The 22,511-nt window shown below is 72.3% G+C and carries 19 protein-coding genes; 6 read left to right on the top strand and 13 right to left on the bottom strand.

Features of this window, described 5'->3' with window-relative positions; all coding sequences use genetic code 11:
- Positions 1-11: 11 nt before the first annotated feature.
- Positions 12-1,286, bottom strand: coding sequence for an ROK family transcriptional regulator (locus HNR57_RS20685; RefSeq protein WP_184561515.1), 1,275 nt, complete (start codon positions 1,284-1,286; stop codon positions 12-14).
- Between the two features lie 135 nt (positions 1,287-1,421).
- Between HNR57_RS20685 and HNR57_RS20690 the strand changes: the two genes are divergently transcribed.
- A complete protein-coding gene (locus HNR57_RS20690; RefSeq protein WP_184561516.1) occupies positions 1,422-2,627 on the top strand; it encodes an MFS transporter in 1,206 nt (401 codons plus the stop codon).
- A gap of 88 nt (positions 2,628-2,715) precedes the next feature.
- Positions 2,716-4,095, top strand: coding sequence for a uracil-xanthine permease family protein (locus HNR57_RS20695; protein WP_184561517.1), 1,380 nt, complete (start codon positions 2,716-2,718; stop codon positions 4,093-4,095).
- Here HNR57_RS20695 and HNR57_RS20700 read toward each other — a convergent pair.
- Positions 4,074-5,210, bottom strand: a complete 1,137-nt coding sequence (locus HNR57_RS20700) for a glycoside hydrolase family 6 protein (protein WP_184562189.1) — start codon at positions 5,208-5,210, stop codon at positions 4,074-4,076. The genes HNR57_RS20695 and HNR57_RS20700 overlap by 22 nt on opposite strands.
- A gap of 175 nt (positions 5,211-5,385) precedes the next feature.
- On the opposite strand from HNR57_RS20700, the gene HNR57_RS20705 reads away from it, so the two are divergent.
- Positions 5,386-6,117 carry a DUF5995 family protein gene (locus HNR57_RS20705; protein ID WP_184561518.1) on the top strand — a complete coding sequence of 244 codons (732 nt, stop codon included), beginning with the start codon at positions 5,386-5,388 and terminating at the stop codon, positions 6,115-6,117.
- Here HNR57_RS20705 and HNR57_RS20710 read toward each other — a convergent pair.
- Together HNR57_RS20710 and HNR57_RS20715 are read right to left on the bottom strand one after the other, a co-directional pair.
- Positions 6,114-7,811, bottom strand: coding sequence for a flavin monoamine oxidase family protein (locus HNR57_RS20710; RefSeq protein ID WP_184561520.1), 1,698 nt, complete (start codon positions 7,809-7,811; stop codon positions 6,114-6,116). The genes HNR57_RS20705 and HNR57_RS20710 overlap by 4 nt on opposite strands.
- Before the next feature lie 54 nt (positions 7,812-7,865).
- The gene (locus HNR57_RS20715) at positions 7,866-8,654 is read right to left on the bottom strand and encodes a carbon-nitrogen hydrolase family protein (RefSeq protein ID WP_184561522.1); all 789 of its coding nucleotides are present in this window, start codon (positions 8,652-8,654) and stop codon (positions 7,866-7,868) included.
- Positions 8,655-8,953: 299 nt separating this feature from the next.
- On the opposite strand from HNR57_RS20715, the gene HNR57_RS20720 reads away from it, so the two are divergent.
- Positions 8,954-9,490 (top strand): Repetin, encoded by a 537-nt coding sequence (locus HNR57_RS20720; RefSeq protein ID WP_184561524.1) that lies wholly within the window; start codon positions 8,954-8,956, stop codon positions 9,488-9,490.
- On the opposite strand, the gene HNR57_RS20725 is transcribed toward HNR57_RS20720, so the two are convergent.
- The 7 genes from HNR57_RS20725 to rpe all read right to left on the bottom strand — a co-directional run bounded on the left by HNR57_RS20725 (position 9,459) and on the right by rpe (position 16,782).
- On the bottom strand, positions 9,459-10,655 hold the full coding sequence (locus tag HNR57_RS20725; RefSeq protein ID WP_184561526.1) for an MFS transporter: 1,197 nt from the start codon (positions 10,653-10,655) through the stop codon (positions 9,459-9,461). The two genes, HNR57_RS20720 and HNR57_RS20725, sit on opposite strands and share 32 nt — an antisense overlap.
- A 136-nt stretch (positions 10,656-10,791) precedes the next feature.
- Positions 10,792-11,244, bottom strand: coding sequence for an Lrp/AsnC family transcriptional regulator (locus HNR57_RS20730; RefSeq protein ID WP_033309687.1), 453 nt, complete (start codon positions 11,242-11,244; stop codon positions 10,792-10,794).
- A 10-nt stretch (positions 11,245-11,254) separates the two neighbouring features.
- A complete protein-coding gene (locus HNR57_RS20735) occupies positions 11,255-12,724 on the bottom strand; it encodes an amino acid permease (protein WP_184561528.1) in 1,470 nt (489 codons plus the stop codon).
- 320 nt (positions 12,725-13,044) lie between these two features.
- Positions 13,045-14,487 carry a GuaB1 family IMP dehydrogenase-related protein gene (locus tag HNR57_RS20740; protein WP_184561531.1) on the bottom strand — a complete coding sequence of 481 codons (1,443 nt, stop codon included), beginning with the start codon at positions 14,485-14,487 and terminating at the stop codon, positions 13,045-13,047.
- A gap of 108 nt (positions 14,488-14,595) precedes the next feature.
- Positions 14,596-14,949: a barstar family protein gene (locus HNR57_RS20745; RefSeq protein ID WP_184562191.1), complete on the bottom strand. Its 354-nt coding sequence runs from the start codon at positions 14,947-14,949 to the stop codon at positions 14,596-14,598.
- 24 nt (positions 14,950-14,973) lie between these two features.
- Positions 14,974-16,017 carry a sugar-binding transcriptional regulator gene (locus HNR57_RS20750; protein WP_184561533.1) on the bottom strand — a complete coding sequence of 348 codons (1,044 nt, stop codon included), beginning with the start codon at positions 16,015-16,017 and terminating at the stop codon, positions 14,974-14,976.
- Between the two features lie 78 nt (positions 16,018-16,095).
- The gene (rpe, locus tag HNR57_RS20755; protein WP_184561535.1) at positions 16,096-16,782 is read right to left on the bottom strand and encodes a ribulose-phosphate 3-epimerase; all 687 of its coding nucleotides are present in this window, start codon (positions 16,780-16,782) and stop codon (positions 16,096-16,098) included.
- Positions 16,783-16,922: 140 nt separating this feature from the next.
- On the opposite strand from rpe, the gene HNR57_RS20760 reads away from it, so the two are divergent.
- The gene (locus HNR57_RS20760) at positions 16,923-19,064 is read left to right on the top strand and encodes an MMPL family transporter (protein ID WP_184561537.1); all 2,142 of its coding nucleotides are present in this window, start codon (positions 16,923-16,925) and stop codon (positions 19,062-19,064) included.
- On the opposite strand, the gene HNR57_RS20765 is transcribed toward HNR57_RS20760, so the two are convergent.
- Together HNR57_RS20765 and fmt are read right to left on the bottom strand one after the other, a co-directional pair.
- Positions 19,045-20,472, bottom strand: coding sequence for an RsmB/NOP family class I SAM-dependent RNA methyltransferase (locus HNR57_RS20765; protein WP_184561539.1), 1,428 nt, complete (start codon positions 20,470-20,472; stop codon positions 19,045-19,047). The two genes, HNR57_RS20760 and HNR57_RS20765, sit on opposite strands and share 20 nt — an antisense overlap.
- 181 nt (positions 20,473-20,653) lie before the next feature.
- Positions 20,654-21,586 carry a methionyl-tRNA formyltransferase gene (gene fmt / locus HNR57_RS20770; protein WP_184561541.1) on the bottom strand — a complete coding sequence of 311 codons (933 nt, stop codon included), beginning with the start codon at positions 21,584-21,586 and terminating at the stop codon, positions 20,654-20,656.
- 327 nt (positions 21,587-21,913) lie between these two features.
- Between fmt and HNR57_RS20775 the strand changes: the two genes are divergently transcribed.
- Positions 21,914-22,465, top strand: a complete 552-nt coding sequence (locus HNR57_RS20775; RefSeq protein ID WP_184561543.1) for a hypothetical protein — start codon at positions 21,914-21,916, stop codon at positions 22,463-22,465.
- Positions 22,466-22,511 lie beyond the last annotated feature (46 nt).

A 22,511-nucleotide genomic window follows, 5' to 3' on the forward strand; every position in this document is an offset into this window, starting at 1 on the left:
GAGGGGGGCGGTTACGGGCCTGACGGCCTACCAGCCCGGCAGGGCTGGGGTGGGGGCTCTCCGGGTGTGAACAGTTCCTCCTGGGCGCGGTCCCGGGCCGTCAGCAGCGCGCCGCGCAGGACCGCGCCGCCGCCCAGGGTCGTCGCCCGTACCTCCGTGGGCAGGGGCGTCATCCGGGCGATGCGGTCCCGCACCCGTGACGCGAGCTCCTCGCCACCGGCCTGACCGACCTCACCGCCGAGCACCACGCACCCGGGATCCAGGATCGCCACGACGGAGGCGACCCCGACGGCGACACGATCGGCGAGGGCGTCCAGAAAGCGGGCGGCGGGGACAGGGGCCGTGGGTGGGGACGCCTCGGCTCCGGGCCCCCCGCCCACCGCCGCCCGCACCACGGCGACGGCCGCCCGCACCACCCCCACCGCGGGCGTCTGCTCCCCCGGCGTCGCCGGAATGCCGCACTCGGCCGCGAGGGACACGACCGCCGCCGAGGAGGCCAGCGAGTGGAAGCCGCCCTCGCAGTCCGTGGCCGACGGCAGTGCGGTGGTGCCCGGGACCGGGAGGAAGCCGATCTCTCCGGTGCCGCCGGAAGCGCCGCGCCGGAGGGCGCCGTCGAGGACCACGGCCGCCCCCGTTCCATGGCCCAGCCACAGCAGGACGAACGTGTCCCGGTCCCGGGCCGCCCCGTCGCGCTGCTCGGCCAGCGCCGCGAGGTTGGTCTCGTTCTCGACGCTGACGCGGGCCTCGGGCAATCGCTCCTGGAGGGTGGCAACGAGTCGGCGGTGCCACTCCGGCAGCCCGGTGGAGTCGCGGAATTCGCCGCTGGACGGGTCGATCAGACCGGGCGCCCCGATCCCCACGGTGTGCAGGCGGTCGGCACCGGCCTCCTTCGCCACGCGCTCGACCAGCGTGACGGCCTGCTCCACGGCGGGGCCTGTCCCGGTGTCCCCGCCGATCGGCACCGACGCCTCGGCCAGGACCCGACCCACCAGGTCCGCGACGGCCACGGCGACGCCTTCGGTGCGGACGTCGAGGGCGGCCAGGTGGGCCCGGTCGGCGACGATGCCGTAGACCTTCGCGTTGGGGCCGCGGCGCTGCTCCCCCGCCTCGCCGACCACCGCGATCAGTCCGGCGGCGGTGAGGCGTTCGACGAGGTCGGCGACGGTCGGCCGGGACAGACCGGTCAGCTGCTTCAACTGCCCTGCCGTCAACGGGCCTTCCTGCTGGAGCAGACGCAGGGCGAGCCGGTCGTTGATGGCCCGGGCGGTGCTCGGGGATGCGGGCATGCCGGGATCCTTCCAGATCGGCGGGACCGTCGGCCGGGACCCGCCGGGAGACCCTCTTATTATCAGGCAGGGTTCCTGATAGTTTACGCGCGCACCAGACGCGAGCACGGCAGAGACCTGGAGGGGGACCGCAGAATGGGCAGCGTGGTCGACGAACAGCGCGAGGTGAAGCGGTCCCGGTACGCCGTGGCCGCCGTCTTCGCCGTGCACGGCGCCGTGACCGGCTCGTTCGCGACTCGCGTGCCGTGGATCCAGGACCACGCGGGCGTGAGCGCGGGCCAGTTGGGGATCGCTCTGGCCTTCCCCGCGCTCGGCGCGTCCGTGGCGATGCCGGTCGCCGGCAGCATCAGTCACCGCTTCGGCGCCCGCAACGCGCTGCGCGGACTGATCGCCCTGTGGACGCTGTCGCTGGTCCTGCCGTCCCTCGCCCCCAACCTCCTGACGCTCTGCCTGGCCCTGTTCACGTACGGCGCGACGGCGGGCATGGCGGACGTGGCGATGAACGCGCTGGGGGTCGAGGTCGAGAACCGCCTCGGCCGGTCGATCATGTCCGGGCTGCACGGCATGTGGAGCGCGGGCGCCCTGGTCGGCTCGGCGGCCGGCACGCTCGCCGCGCACCTCGGATCGGACGCCCGGCTGCACCACGTCCTGGCCGCCGCGGTCCTCACCGCCGTCGGCGTGCTGTCCTGCCAGTGGGTGCTCGACCTGCAGCCCGCCGAGGACGAGGAGCCGCCGCCGCGCTTCGCGCTGCCGCCCCGCTCGGCGCTGCTCATCGGTGCCATCGGGTTCTGCGCGGTGTTCGCGGAGGGCGCGAGCCTGGACTGGTCGGCGGTCTACCTGCGCGAGCAGCTGGAGACCTCGGCCGGTCTCGCCGCGGCCTGCACGACGGGCTTCACGCTGACCATGGCCGTCGCCCGGCTCGCCGGCGACAGGATCGTGGACCGCTTCGGTGCCGTGCGGACGGTGCGGGCGAGTGGTGTGTTCGCCGTCCTCGGCGGGCTGCTGATCGTCGTCGCGGACCATCCGGCGGTGGCCATGAGCGGGTTCGCGCTGATGGGCCTGGGCATCGCCGTCGTCGTGCCGCTGTGCTTCGCCGCGGCCGGCCGCAGCGGATCCAACCCGAGCCTGGCCATCGCTGGCGTCGCGACCATCACCTACACCTCCGGGCTGATCGCGCCGAGCGCGATCGGCATGCTGGCGCAGGCGACGAGCCTGATGGTGTCGTTCTGCCTGGTGACGGCGCTGTCATGCGGCCTGGTGGCATTCGCCGGTGTACTCCGCCCCGGCGAGCGGACGAAGATCGGCCGGACGGACGCGGCGGTCCCCGACCCGCGGCCGTGACCGGACGCCCGCCCCGGTCATCAGGACGGTGGGCGCACCCCGACAATGGTCCGGACACTCGCACGCACGACGAAAGCGAAACCGCACCATGGATCTCGGCGTCCGCTGGAAACTGCACGGCGACGGAAAGATCCCGGCGCCCGGCGCCGTGGTCCGCCCCGACGAGCGGCTCTCCTGGCCGCGCACGGCCGGACTGGGCGCCCAGCATGTCGTGGCGATGTTCGGTGCGTCCTTCGTCGCCCCGGTTCTGATGGGTCTCGACCCGAACCTCGCGATCATGATGTCGGGCGTCGCGACCGTCGTGTTCCTGCTCGCCACCCGCGGCAGCGTGCCCAGTTATCTCGGCTGCTCCCTCTCCTTCGTCGGCGTGGCGGCGGTCATCCGGGCGCAAGGAGGCAGCAGCGCGACCGTCACGGGAGCGGTGTTCGTCGTCGGGGGCGCGCTGTTCCTGGTGGGGCTGGCCGTACGACGCTTCGGGGCGCGGATCATCCACGCCACCATGCCGCCGATCGTGACCGGCGCGGTGGTGATGCTGATCGGCTTCAACCTGGCGCCGGTGACGGCCTCGACGTACTGGCCGCAGGACCAGTGGACGGCCCTGCTGGTGATGCTGTCCACCGGTCTGGCGGTGGTCTGCCTGCGCGGCTTCTGGTCCCGCATCGCGATCTTCCTGGGGCTGGTCTTCGGGTACGGCATCTCCTGGGTGTTCGACCTGGTCTTCGGCAAGATCCACTCCGTGGACGCGAGCGGCAAGGTCACCGACCACTGGCGGCTGGACCTCTCCGGCGTGGGCCAGGCCGACTGGATCGGGCTGCCGACGCTGCACGCCCCGTCCTTCGAGTGGTCGGCGATCCTGGTCGCCCTGCCGGTCGTCATCGCGCTGGTCGCGGAGAACGCCGGGCACGTGAAGGCGGTCGGCGAGATGACCGGCGACTCGCTGGACGACAAGCTCGGCACGGCGATCGCGGCCGACGGCGTCGGCTCGATGCTGTCCACCGCGGTCGGCGGCCCGCCCAACACCACGTACTCCGAGAACATCGGCGTGATGGCCGCGACCCGCGTGTACTCGACGGCCGCCTACTGGGCCGCTGCCGGTTTCGCTCTGCTCTTCGGCGTCTGCCCGAAGTTCGGCGCGGTCGTCGCGGCGATCCCGGGCGGGGTCCTCGGCGGCATCACCGTCATCCTGTACGGCATGATCGGCCTGCTCGGCGCGCAGATCTGGATCAACGCCGAGGTGGACCTGCGCAATCCGCTGAACCTGGTCCCGGCGGCGGCCGGCATCATCATCGGCGTCGGCAACGTCTCCCTGAAGTTCTCGGACACGTTCTCGCTGAGCGGCATCGCGCTCGGCACGGTGGTGGTCATCACCGGCTACCACGCCCTGCGGGCCTTCGCCCCGGCCCACTTGAAGACACAGGCGCCGCTGCTGGACGAGGGCACCTCCTCCTACGACGACGCCAGGTCGTAGGCGTACGAGGCCGTGAACGTCCCCGGTCGGCCCTTGCAGCCGTCCGACTCCCCCGGCAGCTTCACCCACAGGTAGCCGTCGATCCGGGCCTCGCCGGTGCTCAGGGTCGGGGTCCGGCCGAGTCTGCGGCCCGCCGGGTCGCACCACTCGCCGTCGGCCGGGGCGCCGTTGCCGTTGCGGCTGGTGTCGATGACCGCGCTGAGGCTTGCCGGGCCGCCTAGCGCGTCCAGCACTCGCCGGTCGTAGGCGACCTCGTCGGCGGTGGTGTGGAAGTTGGAGACGTTGCTGAAGATGCCGTCGGAGGATTCGGGCGAGGCGGCACCGGCCTGCCTGAGCCACGCCGCCTGTTTGCCGGGCGCGTTCCAGCCCGAGTGTCCGGCGTCGAAGTAGACCCGGGCCCGGGGGTTTGCCGCCTTCAGGACGCGGCCGGCCCGGGCCAGCGAGGCGAAGCGGTCCGCGCGTTCACCGGCGGAGAGGCACTCGGCCTGGGCGACGGAGTCGGGCTCCAGGACGACGATGACCTCGCCGGAGCCCAGCCCGGCCGCGAACCGGTCGATCCAGGCGTCGTAGGCGTCCAGGCCGGGCGCCCCGCCCTGGGAGTGGCCGCCGCAGTCCCGGCCGGGGATCGCGTACGGCACGACGACGGGTACCCGGCCCAGCGCGGCACCGCCCGAGGTCACCGCGGCGACCCGGGCGGTGACGGTCTGCGGCGAGTAGTCGGCGAACCAGACGGCCGCGGGCTGCTCGGCGATACGGGACGCGATGACCGCGTGCCGGGGGTCGCCGGAGTGGGAGCGGACCCAGTCGAGGACCTGGGAGTCGGGGTGGCGGTAGAGCCGTCCGGCCACGGTGGTGGTGCGCTCCTGCTTCTTCTTCTCCGGCTGCGCCGAAGTGGGGCCCTGGGTCCGGCGTGCGGAGGGGGACGGCGAGGGGGAGGCGGATCCGGCGGTGGCGGTCGGGGACGGCGACGGCACGGCCGGCAAGGGGGCCGGACGGGGCGAGGCCGACACCTCGGGAGGCCCGGCCTCGTCGGAGGCCCGTCCGCCGTCGTCGAACGCGGCGACGGCCCCCGCGACCGCGCCCGCCACGACGACGAGCGAGGCCGCCACGACCATCGCGCCACGCCGGGCGGCGCGCCTGCGCCCGGCCCTGCGGGCGGCCAGGCGCTGCGCACGCGAGCCTGACACGCTGCTGCTCCCCCTCCCCCTGCGGCGGGCGCGGTTCCCCCGTTTCGGGGAAGCCCCCGGCCCGCCGGTGCTCCCGCCAGCCTAGAGCTGCGACTCTGCCCGCATGCCGCGATGCGAACAAGTCCCCCCAGCCGTGGACACTCCGGTCGACGCCGTCATCTCCCGTATGCGCGCGCTCGACGCGGCCCTGCACCCACGGGACGGGGTGGCGGTCTTCAACCGCGTCTACCTCGCCGTGACGGAGGCGGTGGACCGGTACGTCGACACCGGGCGGTTCGCGGACGCCCACGCCGCGCTCACGCTGGACGTACGGTTCGCGCGGCGGTACCTGGCGGCCGTCGAGTCGGTGGCGGACGAGCGGCGTCCGCCGGCCTGCTGGCGGCCGCTGTTCCAGTTCCGCCGCCATCCCGGGGTACGTCCGTTGCAGTTCGCGCTGGCGGGCATCAACGCGCACATCGGGCACGATCTCGCGCTGGCCGTCGTGGACACCTGCCGTACGCTCCGCTGCGCACCCGTCGATCTGGAGGACGAGTTCGACATGGTGGGCGATCTCCTCGTCTCGCTGGAGGAGCGCATCCGCGACGATCTGATGCCGGGCCCCGACCTGTTCCGTATCGCCGACCCGCTGACCCACCTGCTCGGCTCGTGGAGCCTGGACCGCGCCCGGGACGCCGCCTGGACGGCGGCCCGGGCCCTGTGGGCCCTGCGTGAACTCCCCGATGTCGCGGACGAGTTCACGGAACGCCTGGACACGGCGGTGGGCTTCGCGGGGCGCATGCTGCTCACGCCCCTGAGCGAACCGCCGCCGCGGTTCCTGGGGGCGGGAGCCCTCTAGTCCTCCGGCAGTTCGACGGGGGCGATCTCGTCGTAGACGTCGCCGGGGCCCGGGTTGGTCGGGTCGGTCGTGCCGCCGAGGTGGTGCATGACGCCCCAGACCGCGTTGAGGGCGGTCTGGATGGCACCCTCGGCCCAGCCGGCCGTCCAGGAGATGTCGTCGCCGGCGAGGAAGATGCCGCGCTTGTCCTCGGGCAGCCGGTCCTGCATGAAGTGCGTGAACAGGCGCCGCTGGTAGCGGTAGTGGCCGGGGAGGTTGGCCTTGAACGCGCCCATGAAGTAGGGCTCGTTCTCCCAGGAGACCGTCACCGGGTTGCCGATGATGTGCTTCCGGATGTCGACCTTGGGATAGATCTCGCCGAGCGACTTCAGCATGACCTCCATCCGCTCGTTCGCGGACAGCGGCAGCCACTTCAGGCTGTCGTCGCACCAGGTGTAGGAGAGGCAGATGACGGCGGGCTTGTCCGGGCCGTCGTCGAGCAGGTAAGTACCGCGCGTCATACGGTCGGTGAGCGTCATCGACATGACGTCCCGGCCGGTCTCCTCGTCCTTGTCCAGCCAGAACGGCCGGTCCACCGGCACGAACAGCTTGGAGCTCTCCATGTAGTGCGTGCGCTCGATCGCCGTCCAGTGGTCGATCGGGAAGAGCGAGTCGTCGCAGGCGATCTTCGACAGCAGCATCCAGGACTGTGCGGTGAAGATGGCCGCCTGGAAGGTGCGGATGTCGCCGTCGGCGTCGGTCACCGTGATGCGGTTGCCGGCGGTGCGGTGCAGCCGGGTCACGGCCGGGCGGGGCTCGCCGCCCTCGTGCAGGCTCGCGAGCGAGGTGCCCCGGGCCCAGTGGACGATCTTCTGCGGCTCGCGCTCCCACAGGCGCAGCGGCAGCTGCTGCGAGCCGCCGACGATGCCGCGGTGGTGGTCGTCGGCCTCGGTGTAGACGACGCGCAGGATCTCCAGGATGGAGTTGGGGAAGTCGGTGTCCCAGCCGCCCGTGCCGAAGCCGACCTGGCCGAAGATCTCGCGGTGCCGGAAGGACTTGAACGCCTCGGAGTCGCAGAGGAAGCCGTAGAAGGTCTGGTTGTCGAGCTTTTCGACGAGCCGGGACCAGATCTCGCGGATGCGCGGCACGTCCCGCTCGCGCAGGGCGCGGTTCATGTCGGAGAAGTCGGCACCCTCCTCCAGGCACCGGTTCCAGGCCTCGGCGACGTCCCGGTAGACCTGGGGCAGGTCGTCGATCGTCTCGGCGTAGTGCGACTCACCCTTGAGGTCGACGACGGTCGAGGGGGTCGCCTCGGCGAGGGGGTTGGGGAAGGACCGGGTCTCCAGGCCGACGAGGTCGATGTAGTGCTGGAGGGCCGTGGAGGACGGCGGGAAGCGCATCGCGCCCATCTCGGCGGTGAGGGACTCGTCGCAGCCGTCGAAGCCCACCGTCCGCAGCCGGCCGCCGATCTGGTCGGCCTCGTACACGACCGGCTTGAGGCCCATCTTCATCAGCTCGTACGCGGCGACGATGCCGGACAGGCCGCCGCCGATGACCGCGACCTCCGTGCCGTGCGCGGTCGCGGGTATCTGCCCGAGGCCCGCCGGGTGGGCGAGGAAGTCGTCGTACGCGTACGGAAAGTCCGGGCCGAACATGGTGATCGGCGGCTGCTGCGCGTCTGCGTGCTCGACGGCGTTGGGCACGGTGGACGTCATGGGGTACGGACTCCTTGCACGGGGACGAACGGGCGGTTCGGGTTCAGGGGGGATTCAGACGAGCGGGCCGTACAGGCCGGGCCGCCGGTCCCGCAGATACGGGTTGTTCTCGCGCGACGCGGCGAGGAAGGCCGGGTCGACGTCGGCGAGCACGAGTTCCTCACCGCGTCCGGCCCGGGTGCGGGCGATCCCGTCGGGGCCGGCGAGCGTGGACAGGCCCACGAACTCGAACTCGCCCTCCTGTCCGGCCCGGTTGACGTACGCGACGTACATCTGGTTCTCGAAGGCGCGCACCGGGATCATCGACTCGGCGACGAACTGGAACGGGTGCATCTGCGCGGTCGGGACGACGAGCAGGTCGGTGCCGGCGAGGGCGTGGGCGCGGACGTTCTCCGGGAACTCCACGTCGTAGCAGATCAGGATGCCGACCCGGAGGCCGTCGATCTCGGCTTGGACGACCGGCTGGTCGCCGGGCGTGAAGTGGTCGCGCTCGAAGCAGCCGAAGAGGTGGGTCTTGCGGTAGTTCGCGAGCCGGGTGCCGTCGGCGGAGATCAGCTGGGCGGAGTTGAACACGGCGTCGCCGTCGCGCTCGGGGTACGCGTAGGCGATCGCCAGGCCGTGGTTCGTGGCGATCTCGGCGACCGCGTCCGCGCAGTCGCCGTCGGCGGGCTCGGCGAGGCGGCCGATGGCGTCGCCGATCGCGTACCCGGTCAGGAACATCTCCGGCGTCACGAGCAGCCCCGCGCCCGCGGCGGCGGCCCGGCCCGCGGCCTCGTCGAGGACCTTGAGGTTCTCGGCGGTGGAGCCGGGTCGGCCGGAGCTCTGGAGCAGGGCGGTGCGCATGCGTGTTCCTCACCGGGCGGAAGGGTGGTTGGAGGGGCCACCTAGACGGTACGGGCCGCTGACCAGGGCGGACAAGAAGGAGCCGTTGCGCGCCGGTGAACGGTTCGTTGCGTGCGTCCGGGGGCGGGCGGCGATTCGTTGCGCGCCGAGAGTCGTAGCCCGGCTCCTCCTCGGAGCCGGGGTCCGTCCCGTCTCCCCCGCCGTGCGGCGGAGACAGGGTCCCGCCCTGCGCTCGATGTCCCGGCCGCGCCGGGCCGGGAGAGTTGGGGCTGTTCAGTCGACCTGCGGAAAGGACCGAAATGAAGCGCCGTACGAAGATCGTCGTGCTCGGCTCCGCGCTGCTGCTCACCGCCGGGGCGGCCTCGGCCGCGACCGCGTCGGACGCGCCCCGGCAGCGGGAGGCCGCGGCCCTCACCGGCACCGCCAAGCTGTACCGCTCGGCCGGGGACGACATCACGTTCTCGTTCGACGCGCATCTGGCCGCGAAGGACAAGGCCGATCCGCTGAAGGCCACCGGCACCTTCGAGTTCAGCCACTACCTGAACGGCTCCGGCGCCCGGGCGGAGGTCGAGGTCGACTGCCTGGTCACCGGCGGCAAGGTGGCCGTCGTCTCCGGTGTGATCACCAAATCGGACCTGCCGGGCGCCGAGGGCAAGCGCGTCGGCGTCACCGTCCACGACCTCGGCCGCCACGACCGGCTCGGCTACAGCTGGGCCTCGACGGGCCGTCCCGGCGAGGGCAACGAGCCTCCGAAGTGCGTGAGCTCCGCCCCCTTCGAGAAGGTCCAGAAGGGGACGGGCGACTTCAGGGTCGTGCCGTGGCAGCCCGAGCTCTAGCCAATACCAGGGCCGTCACCAGGTAGGGGAACGCCAGCACCGCGAAGACCGTGCCGTGCGGCGCGTCCGTGCCGAGCAGCGCGTACACGCCGAACGTGGCGACGGTGGCCAGCTCGGTGCCCAGGCTCGCCACGGAGGTGAGCGTGGCCCGGCGGGACTCGTCGATGCGGTGCTGGAGACGGACGTCGGCGAGGACCTCGGCCAGCTGGAACCCGGCGAAGGCGAGGCTCACGAGGGCGATACCGGCCAGGGAGCGGGACGCGGCTCCCACGGCCAGGGCGAGGGCGGCGCCCGCGAGCAGCACCGCGAGCCCGCCCGTACCGAGGCGTTCGGCCGGTCCGGCCAGCAGGCTGCCGAGGGTGACGCCGGCCCAGATCAGCATGATCAGGTAGGGCACCGTCGCCTCGGCGACGCCGATGTCGCGGACCAGCAGGGGGGTGTACTCGTCGAGTGCGCCCCACACCGCGGCCACGGCCGGGACCAGCAGCAGGGCGCCGCGCACCGAACGGTCCCCGCGGACCTGGGTGAGTCCGGTCCGCAGGGTCGTCGCCCAGGTGTCACCCGCGTTCTCCGCCCGCACCCGGTGTTCGGGGAACCGGGTCGCGGTGACGGCGGTCAGCACACAGGCCAGGAAGCTCGCGGCTCCGACGGCCGCGTAGCCGCCCTGCGCGAAGACGGGCCCCGCCAGGCCGATGGATGCCACGGTGCCCAGCAGCCGCGCGGCCCGGGCCCGGCCCATGGTCCGCGCGTACCGGTCGGCGGCACCGAGCCGGTCGAGCTCGTCGTAGACCAGCGCCTCCAGAGCGCCGGAGCCGAGCGCCCCGCCCGCGCCCCACAGGATGAAGCCCACCGCGAAGGCCCCGTACGACGGGACGGCCACCCACAGCGCGAAGCCGGCGGCGGTGAGCAGCGGGCCGATCCAGAGCAGCCTGCGGCGCGAGACGGCGTCGGCCCAGGCGCCGGAGGGCACTTCCAGCACGACCGAGGTGATCGACCACAGGGCGAACAGCGAGGAGATCTGCCAGAGCGACAGGCCGGTGTCGGCGAACAGCAGCGCGTACACCGGGTAGAGCAGGACGAAGTCGTCGAGGAACGCGTAGCCGTACAGCGTGGTCGTCAGACGGCGGACACCGGTGGCGGGCACGCGTGCGGGTGAGAGTGTCATGGGGCCTTCCCGGAAGGACGGATCGGACGCCGGAGGTGCGGCGTCCGAGGCGGTCCTCGGGAGGCACGGCTGGTGGATCAATGTCGCCAGGTCATGGCACCGATGCTAGGCCCGGCGCGGGGGCCGGGCCAGTGACTTACGTGGGCGACCCGGACGAGAAGCGCCGCAGCAGCGGCGAGAGCACGAGCACGGACTTGGTCCGCTCGACGAACGGCTCCCCGGCGATCCGCTCCAGGACCCGTTCGAAGTGGCGCATGTCGGAGGCGAAGACCTGGACGATCGCGTCCGCGTCCCCGGTGACGGTGGACGCGGCCACGACCTCCTGGTAGCGCTCCAGGCCCCGCTGGATCGTCTCCGGGGAGGTGTTCCCGCGGCAGTAGATCTCGACGAACCCCTCGGTCTCCCAGCCGAGGGCGCCCGGGTCCACCCGTACGGTGAAGCCGGTGATGGCTCCGGTGGCCCGCAGCCGGTCCACGCGCCGTTTCACGGCGGGCGCGGACAGGCCGACGAGTGAGCCGATGTCGGCGTAGGAGCGGCGGGCGTCCTCGGCGAGGGCGTGCACGATGCGTTCGTCGAGATCGTTCAGCACAGTGGGTCGATCACTTCTCGGATGGCGCGAGTCGGGAACGGCGGAAGCCGTACACGAAGTAGAACACGAGCCCGGCGGCCATCCAGACACCGAAGACCACCCAGGTCACGGTCGACAGGCTGCCCATCATCCAGACGCAGAAGGCGAAGCCCAGCGCGGGCAGGACCGGCGAGAGCGGCACCCGGAAGGTGCGGGGCATGTCCGGCTTGGTCCGGCGCAGCACCACGACGGCCACGTTGACGAGGGCGAAGGCGAACAGGGTGCCGATGCTGGTGGCGTCGGCGAGGTGGCCGAGCGGGATCGCGGCGGCCAGGACACCACAGAACAGCGACACGATCAGGGTGTTGGCGCGGGGGGCGCCGGTCTTCGGGTGGACCTTGGCGAACACCTTGGGCACGAGCCCGTCGCGGGACATGGCGAACAGGATGCGGGTCTGGCCGTACAGCACGGTCAGCACGACGCTGGCGATGGCGATGACGGCGCAGAAGGCGAGCAGCGTGCCCCAGAAGGTCTGCCCGGTGACCTCGCGCATGATCTGGGCGAGGGCGGCCTCGGAGTCGGTGAAGTTCTGCCAGGGCTTGGCACCGACGGCGACGGCGGCGACGAGGACGTACAGCGCGGTGACGACGACCAGCGACAGCATGATCGCGCGGGGCAGGTCGCGCTGGGCGTTCTTCGCCTCCTCACCGGCGGTGGAGGCGGCGTCGAAGCCGATGTAGGAGAAGAACAGGGTGGCACCGGCGGCGCTGACCCCGGCCATGCCGAGCGGCATGAAGTTCTCGTAGTTGCCGGAGCGGAAGCCCTGGACGCCGATGGCGCAGAACATCACCAGCGCGGCGATCTTCACGATGACCATGACGGTGTTGGCGCGGGCGGACTCGCGGGCGCCGCCCAGCAGGAACGCCATCGCGAGCAGCACGACGATCAGCGCCGGCAGGTTGAACATGCCACCGTCGCCGGGCGGGGCGGACAGGGCGGCCGGGATGGTGACGCCGATGGTCCCGTCGAGCAGTTCGTTGAGGTATTCGCCCCAGCCGACGGCGACGGCGGCGACCGACACGCCGTACTCCAGGACCAGACACCAGCCGCATATCCAGGCGATGAGCTCGCCCATCGTTGCGTACGCATACGAGTACGACGAGCCGGAGACCGGGATGGAACCGGCCAGTTCGGCGTAGGACAGGGCCGAGAAGAGGGCGGTGAGGCCGGCGATCACGAAGGCGAGCGTGACGGCCGGGCCCGCCTTGGGGACGGCCTCGCCGAGGACGACGAAGATGCCGGTGCCGAGGGTGGCACCGATGCTGATCATGGTGAGCTGCCACAGCCCGAGGGTGCGGCGCAGCGACCCTCCCTCACCCTGGCCACCTTCCGCGACCAGGCGTTCCACGGGCTTGCGGCGCATGAGGCGGGCACCGATGCCGGGGGACGCGGGGGCGGCTGTCTGGCCTGGATCCTGCGGGGGTGCACCTTGGTCGAGCACGCGCTTGGCTCCTTATCGCTGCCGGTCAGGGCGGCGGGGACCGCGGGCACCCTTGAGCAGGGACCCACCGAGCGGAGTCCCCGCCACGCCACGTACGAGGCGACAGCCTATGAGCAACGGCGTTGCTCTCGAAATGCAGCAACCTTGCGCATCCGTGCACGATCATTGCGTTACCGGGGGCTGGGTGGGTGTTCGTTGCGGGACGGCTGTGGAGTGTTGCACCGGACGCTTCACAGGCCGTGAAGAGGTACCGACGACAACGGCCCCCGCCGTCCCGCGGGGCGGGTCGGCGGGGGCCGTGGCAGGGGGCGCCGGGGCCGTCAGCTCCAGCTCGCGTGCAGGGGCTTGCCCTCGGCGTAGCCCGCCGCGCTCTGGATGCCGACGATGGCCTTCTCGGCGAACTCCTCCAGGGAGCCTGCACCGGCGTAGGTGCAGGAGGAGCGGACGCCCGCGATGATCGAGTCGATCAGGTCCTCGACGCCCGGGCGGGCCGGGTCGAGGAACATGCGGGAGGTGGAGATGCCCTCCTCGAACAGCGCCTTGCGGGCGCGGTCGTACGCCGACTCCTCCGAGGTGCGGTTGCGCACGGCGCGCGCGGAGGCCATGCCGAAGGACTCCTTGTAGGCGCGGCCCTGGGCGTCGTGCTGGAGGTCGCCCGGGGACTCGTAGGTGCCCGCGAACCAGGAGCCGACCATCACGTTGGACGCGCCGGCCGCGAGGGCCATGGCCACGTCGCGGGGGTGGCGGACACCGCCGTCGGCCCACACGTGCTTGCCGTACTTCTTCGCTTCGGCGGCGCATTCCAGGACGGCGGAGAACTGCGGCCGGCCGACGCCGGTCATCATGCGCGTGGTGCACATGGCGCCGGGGCCGACACCGACCTTGACGATGTCCGCGCCGGCCTCGATCAGGTCGCGCACACCCGCGGCGGCGACCACGTTGCCCGCGACGATCGGCACCTGCGGGTCGAGGTCGCGCACCAGCTTCAGGGCGCTGATCATCGACTCCTGGTGACCGTGCGCCGTGTCGATGACGAGGGCGTCGACGCCCGCGTCCAGCAGCTCCTTGGCCTTGCCCGCGACGTCGCCGTTGATGCCGACGGCGGCGGCGATGCGCAGCCGCCCCTGCGCGTCGGTGGCCGGCGCGTAGAGCGTGGCGCGCAGGGCGCCCTTGCGGGTCAGGATGCCGGCGAGCGTGCCGTCCTGGTTCACGGCCGGGGCGTAGCGGCGGTTGGCGTGGTCGAGGGTGTTGAAGGCCTCTCCCGGGTCCTGGTCCGCGTCGATGAGCAGCAGGTCCCGGGACATGACCTCGGCGAGCTGCGTGAAGCGGTCGACGCCGGAGAGGTCGGAGTCGGTGACCACGCCGATGGGCTTGTGGTTCTCGTCGACGACGACACCGGCGTTGTGCGCCCGCTTGGGCAGCAGCCCCAGCGCGTCGGCGACGGTCTGGTGCGGGGACAGGATGATCGGGGTGTCCAGCACCAGATGGCGGCTCTTCACCCAGGAGACGACGTCGGTGACCACGTCGTTCGGGATGTCCTGCGGTATCACCACGAGGCCGCCGCGGCGGGCCACGGTCTCGGCCATCCGGCGGCCGGCGATGGCGGTCATGTTGGCGACGACGAGCGGGATGGTGGTGCCCGTGCCGTCCGGGGAGCTGAGGTCGACGGCCTGCCGCGAACCCACCGCGGAGCGGCTCGGCACCATGAAGACGTCGTCGTACGTCAGGTCGTACCCGGGCTGGATGTCATTGAGGAAACGCACGTGCTGCACATCCCAGTCGATCAGAGGTGACCCCCGGACCGGCCGGCCAGGGGGAAAGAGCACGTACTTCATTCTCCCATGGCCGACGCCCGAACCACCCCCAGCGGATCATCCAGGCTGGTCAGGGAGGCTCTCGGAGGATTCTCCAAGGCCGAGGGTCACGAACAGCCCGGGGCCCCGGTCCGTCGCCTCGGCGAAGATCTCCTCGGCGACCTGCCACTCCTCGGGCCGCGTCTCGGCGTACTTCCGCCAGCCCTGGACGACGACCAGCAGGCCCCGCTCCCCGGCCCCCTCGGGCCAGAGGGCGGGGTCGGCCATGGAGTCGGCGAGGGCGTCCCAGTTGCGGCCGAACCAGTCGGGCAGGGCCAGATCGCGGGCGCAGCGGTCCATGAGGGCCGCCTTGTCCGTGACCCCGCCCAGGTCCAGGACGACCACGATCCGGCCCGCCGGGTCCTCCGGCACCCCGCGCGACTCACCGAGCACCTGTCAGACTCCGTCCGGGTCGGACCGGTTGAGCGCGGACTTCGGCGCCGGTCCGGCCGTCATCAGGTAGTCCGCGGCCGACGTGTCCGTCACGAGGCTGGTGACGAGCCCGGACCGCAGCACGGCGTCGATCGCGGGTCCCTTGCGCTGCCCGCCCGCGATCGCGACGACCTCGGGGATCCGCCGGAGCTGGTCGGCCTTCACCGTGATGCACCGCTCGCCCAGGTCCCGGCCGACCCGGCGGCCCTCGGCGTCGAAGAGGTGCGCGGACATCTCGGCGGCGACCCCGAGGGACGCGTAGTGCGCCCGCTCCTCGTCACTGAGCATGTCGTGCACCGTGGAGATGCCCGGCTCCCAGGAACCGATGGAGACACAGGCGACGGTGACCTTGTCGAAGTGCTCGAAGGCCCGGGCGATGCCCGTCTGGTTGCGCAGCGCCGCGGCCGTGGCCGCGTCGGGCAGCAGCATGGGCGCGTAGATGGGGTGGGCGTCCCCGCCGGCCACCTGGGCGGCGCGGCGCACCGCCTCCACCGAACCGCGCTCGGCGGTCCCGGCGTCGTACACGCCCGTCAGCTGCACCACCGTGCACGGCGGCAGCCGGTCGAGCGCCGCCGCCATGTGGATGGTGGAGCGGCCCCAGGCCAGGCCCAGCACATCACCTTCGTTGACCAGTTCGCCGAGCAGGTCGGCGGCCACCTCTCCCAGGTTCTCGGGGTCGGGCGTCTCCTCGGCCTCGGCCGGGGACTCGACCACGACAGCGTGCCTGAGGCCGTAGCGGGCGCGGAGCGCGTCCGAGCGCTCGGCGTCCAGCTCGGCGGGCACACGGATCTCGATACGCACGAGATCCCGTTCGAGAGCGGTCTCCAGGACCCGGGCCACCTTGAAGCGGCTGACGCCGAACTCCTCCGCGATCTGGATCTTGGACTTGCCCTCGAGGTAGAAGCGGCGGGCCATGGCCGCCGCCTGCACCAGCTCAGCGGGTCCCATCCGCATGGCTGACCGGCCCGCCGACATACCCGACACGGCGATCTCCTCACTGCTGTTCACACTCTGGATTCGCCGTTCATCCTTGCAGATCCGGCGCGGATGATCAGCCCTGATGAGAGCCGTTCACTTTGCTGTGGCTCAGTGGTCGCAGGCCCAGGAGGCCTTCGCCGTCGTCGCCTCCGCCTGGGTGCGTAGTGCACGTACCGCCTCTGCCGGGTCGTTTGCCCCGTAGACCGCCGATCCGGCCACGAAGACGTCGGCTCCGGCGTCCGCGCACCGCTCGATGGTGGAAGCGGAAACTCCGCCGTCGACCTGGAGCCAGAGCTCCAGTCCGTGCTTGCTGATCAACTCGCGGGTGCGGCGAATCTTCGGAAGCATGATGTCGAGGAAGGCCTGTCCCCCGAAGCCCGGTTCGACGGTCATGATCAGCAGCATGTCGAGCTCGGGGAGCAGGTCCTCGTACGGCTCGATGGGGGTCGCGGGCTTCAGCGCCATGGAGGCGCGGGCGCCCTTGGCCCGGATCTCACGGGCGAGCCGGACGGGAGCGGCGGCGGCCTCGACGTGGAAGGTGACGGAACCGGCCCCCGCTTCCACGTACTGGGGCGCCCAGCGATCGGGGGCCTCGATCATCAGGTGGCAGTCCAGCGGGGTGTCCGTCGCACGGGCGAGCGACTCTACGACCGGCACGCCGAGCGTGAGGTTCGGGACGAAATGGTTGTCCATGACGTCGACGTGGAGCCAGTCGGCTCCTTCCACGGCCTTCGCCTCGTCCGCGAGGCGGGCGAAGTCTGCGGACAGGATGCTGGGGTTGATCTGCGCGGCCATGTCCTAAGACTGCCATGCCCTCCGGGGGTTGTGGGCATCGGTCCCGGGTGGGACTGGTGGTACGTCGACCGGGGGCCGTCGTGGGTTGCTCGCGCAGTTCCCCGCGCCCCTTGCGGGGCGCTGCCGCCGAGGGGGTTGAAATGAAGCAGGGCGTCGCGCATCTGGTCTGCGGGCGGCGGGCCAAGTGGCTGGTTCTGGTCCTGTGGGTGGTCGTGCTGTTCATCGCCGCGCCGTTCGCCATGAAGCTGACCGACGCCCAGGACAACGACGCGGCGTCCTGGCTGCCGGGGTCCGCCGAGTCGACGCAGGTGCTGGAGATCTCCGAGGACTTCCGGCCGGAGCAGATCCCTGCGGTGGTGATCTACGCGCGGGAGAGCGGCCTGACGCCGCAGGACCGGGCGGAGATCGCCGAGGACGTCACACAGCTCAAGCAGCTGCGTGACCACGGCATCATCGGTGAGCAGACGCGGGGGCCGGTGTTCGACCGGCAGACCGACCCGCGGGCGGCTCAGGTCTTCGTGCCGATCATGATGGACGAGGAGGGATGGGAGCGGATCTCACCCGCCGTGGAGTCCATCCGGGACGACGTCGGTACCGGCGGCGACGGGCTGAGCGTGCACATCACCGGCCCGGGCGGCACCTCGGCGGACTTCGCGGAGGCCTTCGAGGGCATCGACTCGACCCTGCTGTTCTCGGCGATGGCGGTCGTCGTCGTCATGCTGCTCATCACCTACCGCAGCCTGACGCTCCTGGTGGTCCCCCTGGTCGCGGTGGTCTGCGCACTGTTCGCCGCGCAGGCGCTGATCTACCTGCTGGCCGAGCACGCGGGCCTGACGGTCAACGGCCAGAGCGCCGGCATCCTCACGGTGCTCGTCTTCGGCGCCGGGACGGACTACGCCCTGCTGCTGGTCGCCCGCTACCGGGAGGAGCTGCGCCGCCACGAGGACCGGCACGAGGCGATGGCCCTGGCCCTGCACCGCGCCGGTCCGGCCGTGCTCGCCTCGGGCGCGACGGTCGTCCTGAGCATGCTGGTGCTGCTGACCGCCGAGATGAACTCGACCAGCGGCCTGGGCCCGGTCGCCGCGATCGGTGTAGCCGTCGCCCTGCTCGCGATGATGAGCCTGTTCCCGGCGCTGCTGGTGATCTTCGGCCGGTGGATCTTCTGGCCGGTGATCCCGCACCTGGGCTCTCCCGAACCGACCGAGCGCGGCATCTGGGCGCGCACGGGCCGCCGTATCGCCCGCCGCCCGCGCATGACCTGGGCCGTCACGACGCTCGCCCTGGCGGTCTGCTCCCTGGGCCTGATCCAGCTGCGCGCGGAGGGCATCAGCAACGCGGACGCCTTCACCGGGAAGCCGGACTCGATCACCGGCCAGGAGGTGTCGGCGCGCTACTTCCCGGCGGGCAGCGGTGATCCGCTGGTCGTCGTCAGCAACCAGGCGCAGGCCGTGCAGGTGGGCCGGGCGGTCGCGCAGACGCCGGGGGTGGTCCCCCAGTCCCTCGGGCTGCCGCCCGGCACGAAACCGGCCTTCGAGGGCAAGGTCCTCTTCGAGGCCACCATGACCGCCCCGGCGGACAGCGAGGCCGCCAAGCAGACGGTGGAGCGGGTGCGGGACGCCGTGCACGCGGTGCCGGACGCCGACGCCAAGGTGGGCGGCGGCACGGCGGCCCTGCTCGACATGGACAAGGCGACCACGCACGACAACGTGCTGATCATCCCGCTGGTGCTGGTGGTCGTCCTGCTGATCCTCTGCGTCCTGCTCCGGGCCCTGACCGCCCCGCTGCTGCTGATCGGCACGGTGATCCTGTCGTTCACGGCGGCCCTCGGCATCAGCGCGCTCGCGTTCCGGTACGTCTTCGACTACGCGGGCGAGGCGACCGACTTCCCGCTGTTCGTGTTCGTGTTCCTGGTCGCCCTGGGCATCGACTACAACATCTTCCTGACGACCCGTATCCGCGAGGAGGCGGTCCGCCAGGGCACCAGAGCGGGCGTGGTCACCGGCCTGGCCGCCACCGGCGCGGTCATCACCTCGGCGGGCCTGGTGCTGGCCGGCACGTTCGCGGCCCTCGGCACCCTCCCGATGGTCGCCTTCGCCGAGATCGGCTTCACGGTCGCCCTCGGCGTCCTCATCGACACCTTCATCGTGCGCTCGGTGCTGGTGACGTCCCTGTTCCTGGACGTCGGCCCGAAGGTGTGGTGGCCGCACCGGCTGGCCAGGGAGGACGGCGGTGCGGCGGCCCGGGAGGACGCCGGGGTGGGGGTCAGCCGGTCCGGCGGATGAGCGCGAGGTACATCGCGTCGGTGCCGTGCAGATGCGGCCACAGCTGCACGTCGGGCCCCTCGCCGAGGTCCGGTACGCCGGGCAGCAGCGGCCGGGCGTCGACGAGGTCGGTGTCCGGGTGCTGCTTGAGCACGTCGGCGACGACGGCCCGGGTCTCGGCGAGGTGCGGCGAGCAGGTCGCGTAGCCCACGACTCCCCCGACCCGCACGGACTCCAGGGCGGTGCGCAGCAGCCCGCGCTGCAGCGGCGCGAAGCCCTCCAGGTCCTCCGGGCGGCGCCGCCAGCGTGCCTCGGGGCGGCGGCGCAGGGCACCGAGGCCGGTGCACGGCACGTCGACGAGCACGCGGTCGAAACTGCCGGGCCGCCATGCGGGACGGGTCCCGTCGGCGGCGATCACCTGGTACGGACCGGGATTGCCGTCCAGGGCCCTGGCCACCAGCCCGGCGCGGTGGGTCTGCTTCTCGGAGGCGACCAGCAGCGCACCCCGCTCGGCGGCCAGCGCGCCGAGCAGCGCCGCCTTGCCGCCGGGCCCCGCGCACCCGTCCAGCCAGCGCCGGTCGGGCCCGTCCAGGGGCGCGTTGGCGAGGGCGATCGCCACGAGCTGACTGCCCTCGTCCTGCACGCCGGCCCGCCCGTCCCGCACGGCGGTGATGGCCCCCGGTTCCCCGCCCTCGGTCAGCCGCACCGCGTAGGGCGACCAGCGTCCCGGCACGGCGGCGTCCTCGTGGAGCAGTTCCTCGGCGGTGGCCCGCCCGGGCCGCGCCACCAGCGTCACCTCGGGCCGCTCGTTGTCGGCGCGCAGCAGCTCCTCGACGCCGTCGCGCCCGCCGCCGAGGGAGTCCCACAGGGCGGACACGACCCACCGGGGATGCGAGTGGACGACGGCGAGATGGTCCTCGGGGTCGTCGTCGTAGGGCGGTGCGACCCGCTCCAGCCAGCCGTCCAGATCGTCCTGCGCGACCTTGCGCAGCACGGCGTTGACGAACTTGGCCCGCCCGTCGCCGAGCACGACCCGGGCGAGTTCGACGGTGGCGGACACGGCCGCGTGGGTCGGGATGCGCGTGCCCAGCAGCTGGTGCGCGCCCAGGCTGAGCACGTCCAGCACCGGCGGGTCGACCTCGCCGAGCGGCCGGTCGACACAGGTCGCGATGATCGCGTCGTACGTGCCCCGCCGCCGCAGCGTCCCGTACACCAGCTCCGTGGCGAGCGCCGCGTCCCGGGCGTCGAACTTCTCGGGCCCCTCCTTCTCCCGGGCCTTGCGCAGCAGGGGCGGGAGAACGAGGTTGGCGTAGGCGTCCCGCTCGTCCACGGCCCTCAGGGCCTCGAAGGCGAGGATGCGGACGGGGTCCTTCTTGGGCCGGCGGTAGGGCTTGCCTGACGTGCGGGCTCGACGGGGCTGTTCGCTCACGAAAAAGGTGCTCCGGGGGTGAGAAGAAGTGCGCCGTCCAGCCTACGCCGCCGGGACCGGGGCGTGACCGGCAGCGGGGCGCCTGGCCACGTCACCGGGCGCCGCTCCGGCTTCTGCCGCCGAGCGGGACGCGACCGGCAACAAACGACACCCGGCCAGCCGGCCGGGCGCCACTCCGGCGTCAGCCCCCGAGCCGCTCGCCCTCGCCGATGCGCACCCCGCGGGCCCAGTCCGCCGCCCGCATCGGCTTCTTGCCCTGGGCCTGCACCCACAGCAGCTCGACGCCGTACGAGCCGGTCCCGGCATACACGTTGTTCTTCCCGGCGGCGATCTGTCCGGGGGCGAGGTCCGTCCGGTCGGGCACAGGGGCGACCTGGATGAGCTTGAGCCGCTCACCGCGGAAGGTGGTCCAGGCGCCGGGAGCCGGGGTGCAGCCCCGCACCATCCGGTCGACGCGCAGCGCGGGTGCGTTCCAGTCGAGGTGCGCGTCCTCGACGTTGACCTTCGGGGCGAGGCTGATCCCCTCGGCCGGCTGCGGTACGGCCTTCAGCGTGCCGTCCTCGATGCCGTCCATGGTCGCCGCGAGCAGCCCGGCACCGGCGAACGCCAGCCGCGTCAGCAGGTCACCGCTGGTGTCCGTGGCCCGGATCTCCTCGGTCACCGTGCCGTACACCGGCCCGGAGTCGAGCCCCTCCTCGATCAGGAACGTCGACGCCCCGGTGATCTCGTCGCCGGCCATGATGGCGTGCTGCACGGGTGCGGCACCGCGCCAGGCCGGGAGCAGGGAGAAGTGCAGATTGACCCAGCCGTGCGCGGGGATGTCGAGCGCGACCCGGGGCAGCAGTGCTCCGTAAGCGACGACGGGGCAGCAGTCCGGCCCGATCTCCCGCATCCGCTCGAGGAACTCGGGGTCCTTCGGCTTCACCGGCTTCAGCACCTCGATCCCGGCCTCCTCCGCCCGCTCGGCGACGGGCGACGCGACGAGCCTGCGTCCGCGCCCGGCCGGCGCGTCGGGCCGCGTGACGACGGCGGCCACCTCGTGGCGTCCGGAGGCGAGCAGAGCGTCCAGGGCGGGAACGGCGACCTCGGGTGTACCGGCGAAGACGAGCTTCATGGGATGGTGGGGGCCTCTCGGGCGGGGGCGAACGACGGGCAGCACACAAGTCTAGGAGCCGGGAACGAAAAGCCGCCGACGGCGCTCGCCCCCCACCACGGGAGACCCGGGCCTGCCGAGTGACGGTGACGGGCGGTGCGCGGGCCGAAGACACGAGCCGATGGCCGGAGGCCAAGGCGCACACTCCGCGCAAACAGGCGCACGCGTATGCCCCCGCGCCCCCACACCGTGACCAGCGGAGCGAATCCGCGTTGTCAAGACAGAGTTGACCACAACGGGCCGCGATCGCGGCCCATTCCTTTCAACGCCGGTTCGAGAGGCTTGTTCATGGCCGACCACGCAACCCACGACGCCCAGGCTCGGGCCAGCCTGCACTTGCTGGTGCGGGACATCGAGCGGGTCCGCCGGCAGGTGGACGCACTGCGCACCCTCACCGCCCAGTTGGGCAACGTCTACCGCCCGCGCCGCTCCGGCCCCTCCACGGGCTTCGTCGTCTACGGACGCGCCCCCGCCCCGACGGTACGTCTCGCGCAGGAACTGCGGGACAGTGTCGAGACCCTGGTCACAGCGGCCGTGGACTTCGACCGCTCGCTCGGCTTCTCCTGGGACGCGGTGGGTTCCGCACTCGGAGTCACCAAGCAGGCGGTCCACCGCCGTTACGGCTCCCGCCGTGCCACGGCCCCGTCGGCCACGCCCGAGCCGGAGCGCACGCCGGAGCCGATGCCGGCGGGCGGCCGCTCGGTCAATGTGACCACCGGCCTGCCCACGGTCCCGACGGTCCCCGCGGCCCGCTCCATGCCCACGCAGCCGACAGCAGGCAGCCCCGCTCTCCGCGACGACGTCAGGCCCACGGCTTTCCCGGGCCCCCGCAACGGCTGACGGCCCCCTCTGCCCTGCCCTCCCGGAAGACCCCGGGAGGGCAGTC

Source organism: Streptomyces paradoxus, assembly GCF_014202475.1.
Lineage (GTDB): Bacteria > Actinomycetota > Actinomycetes > Streptomycetales > Streptomycetaceae > Streptomyces > Streptomyces paradoxus.

Bases quoted from the DNA above. Each gene is read 5' to 3' on its own strand.
- HNR57_RS20685 (WP_184561515.1), bottom strand. From the start codon at position 1,286: ATGCCCGCATCCCCGAGCACCGCCCGGGCCATCAACGACCGGCTCGCC.
- HNR57_RS20690 (WP_184561516.1), top strand. From the start codon at position 1,422: ATGGGCAGCGTGGTCGACGAACAGCGCGAGGTGAAGCGGTCCCGGTAC.
- HNR57_RS20695 (WP_184561517.1), top strand. From the start codon at position 2,716: ATGGATCTCGGCGTCCGCTGGAAACTGCACGGCGACGGAAAGATCCCG.
- HNR57_RS20700 (WP_184562189.1), bottom strand. From the start codon at position 5,210: ATGGTCGTGGCGGCCTCGCTCGTCGTCGTGGCGGGCGCGGTCGCGGGG.
- HNR57_RS20705 (WP_184561518.1), top strand. From the start codon at position 5,386: ATGCCGCGATGCGAACAAGTCCCCCCAGCCGTGGACACTCCGGTCGAC.
- HNR57_RS20710 (WP_184561520.1), bottom strand. From the start codon at position 7,811: ATGACGTCCACCGTGCCCAACGCCGTCGAGCACGCAGACGCGCAGCAG.
- HNR57_RS20715 (WP_184561522.1), bottom strand. From the start codon at position 8,654: ATGCGCACCGCCCTGCTCCAGAGCTCCGGCCGACCCGGCTCCACCGCC.
- HNR57_RS20720 (WP_184561524.1), top strand. From the start codon at position 8,954: ATGAAGCGCCGTACGAAGATCGTCGTGCTCGGCTCCGCGCTGCTGCTC.
- HNR57_RS20725 (WP_184561526.1), bottom strand. From the start codon at position 10,655: ATGACACTCTCACCCGCACGCGTGCCCGCCACCGGTGTCCGCCGTCTG.
- rpe (WP_184561535.1), bottom strand. From the start codon at position 16,782: ATGGCCGCGCAGATCAACCCCAGCATCCTGTCCGCAGACTTCGCCCGC.
- HNR57_RS20760 (WP_184561537.1), top strand. From the start codon at position 16,923: ATGAAGCAGGGCGTCGCGCATCTGGTCTGCGGGCGGCGGGCCAAGTGG.
- fmt (WP_184561541.1), bottom strand. From the start codon at position 21,586: ATGAAGCTCGTCTTCGCCGGTACACCCGAGGTCGCCGTTCCCGCCCTG.
- HNR57_RS20775 (WP_184561543.1), top strand. From the start codon at position 21,914: ATGGCCGACCACGCAACCCACGACGCCCAGGCTCGGGCCAGCCTGCAC.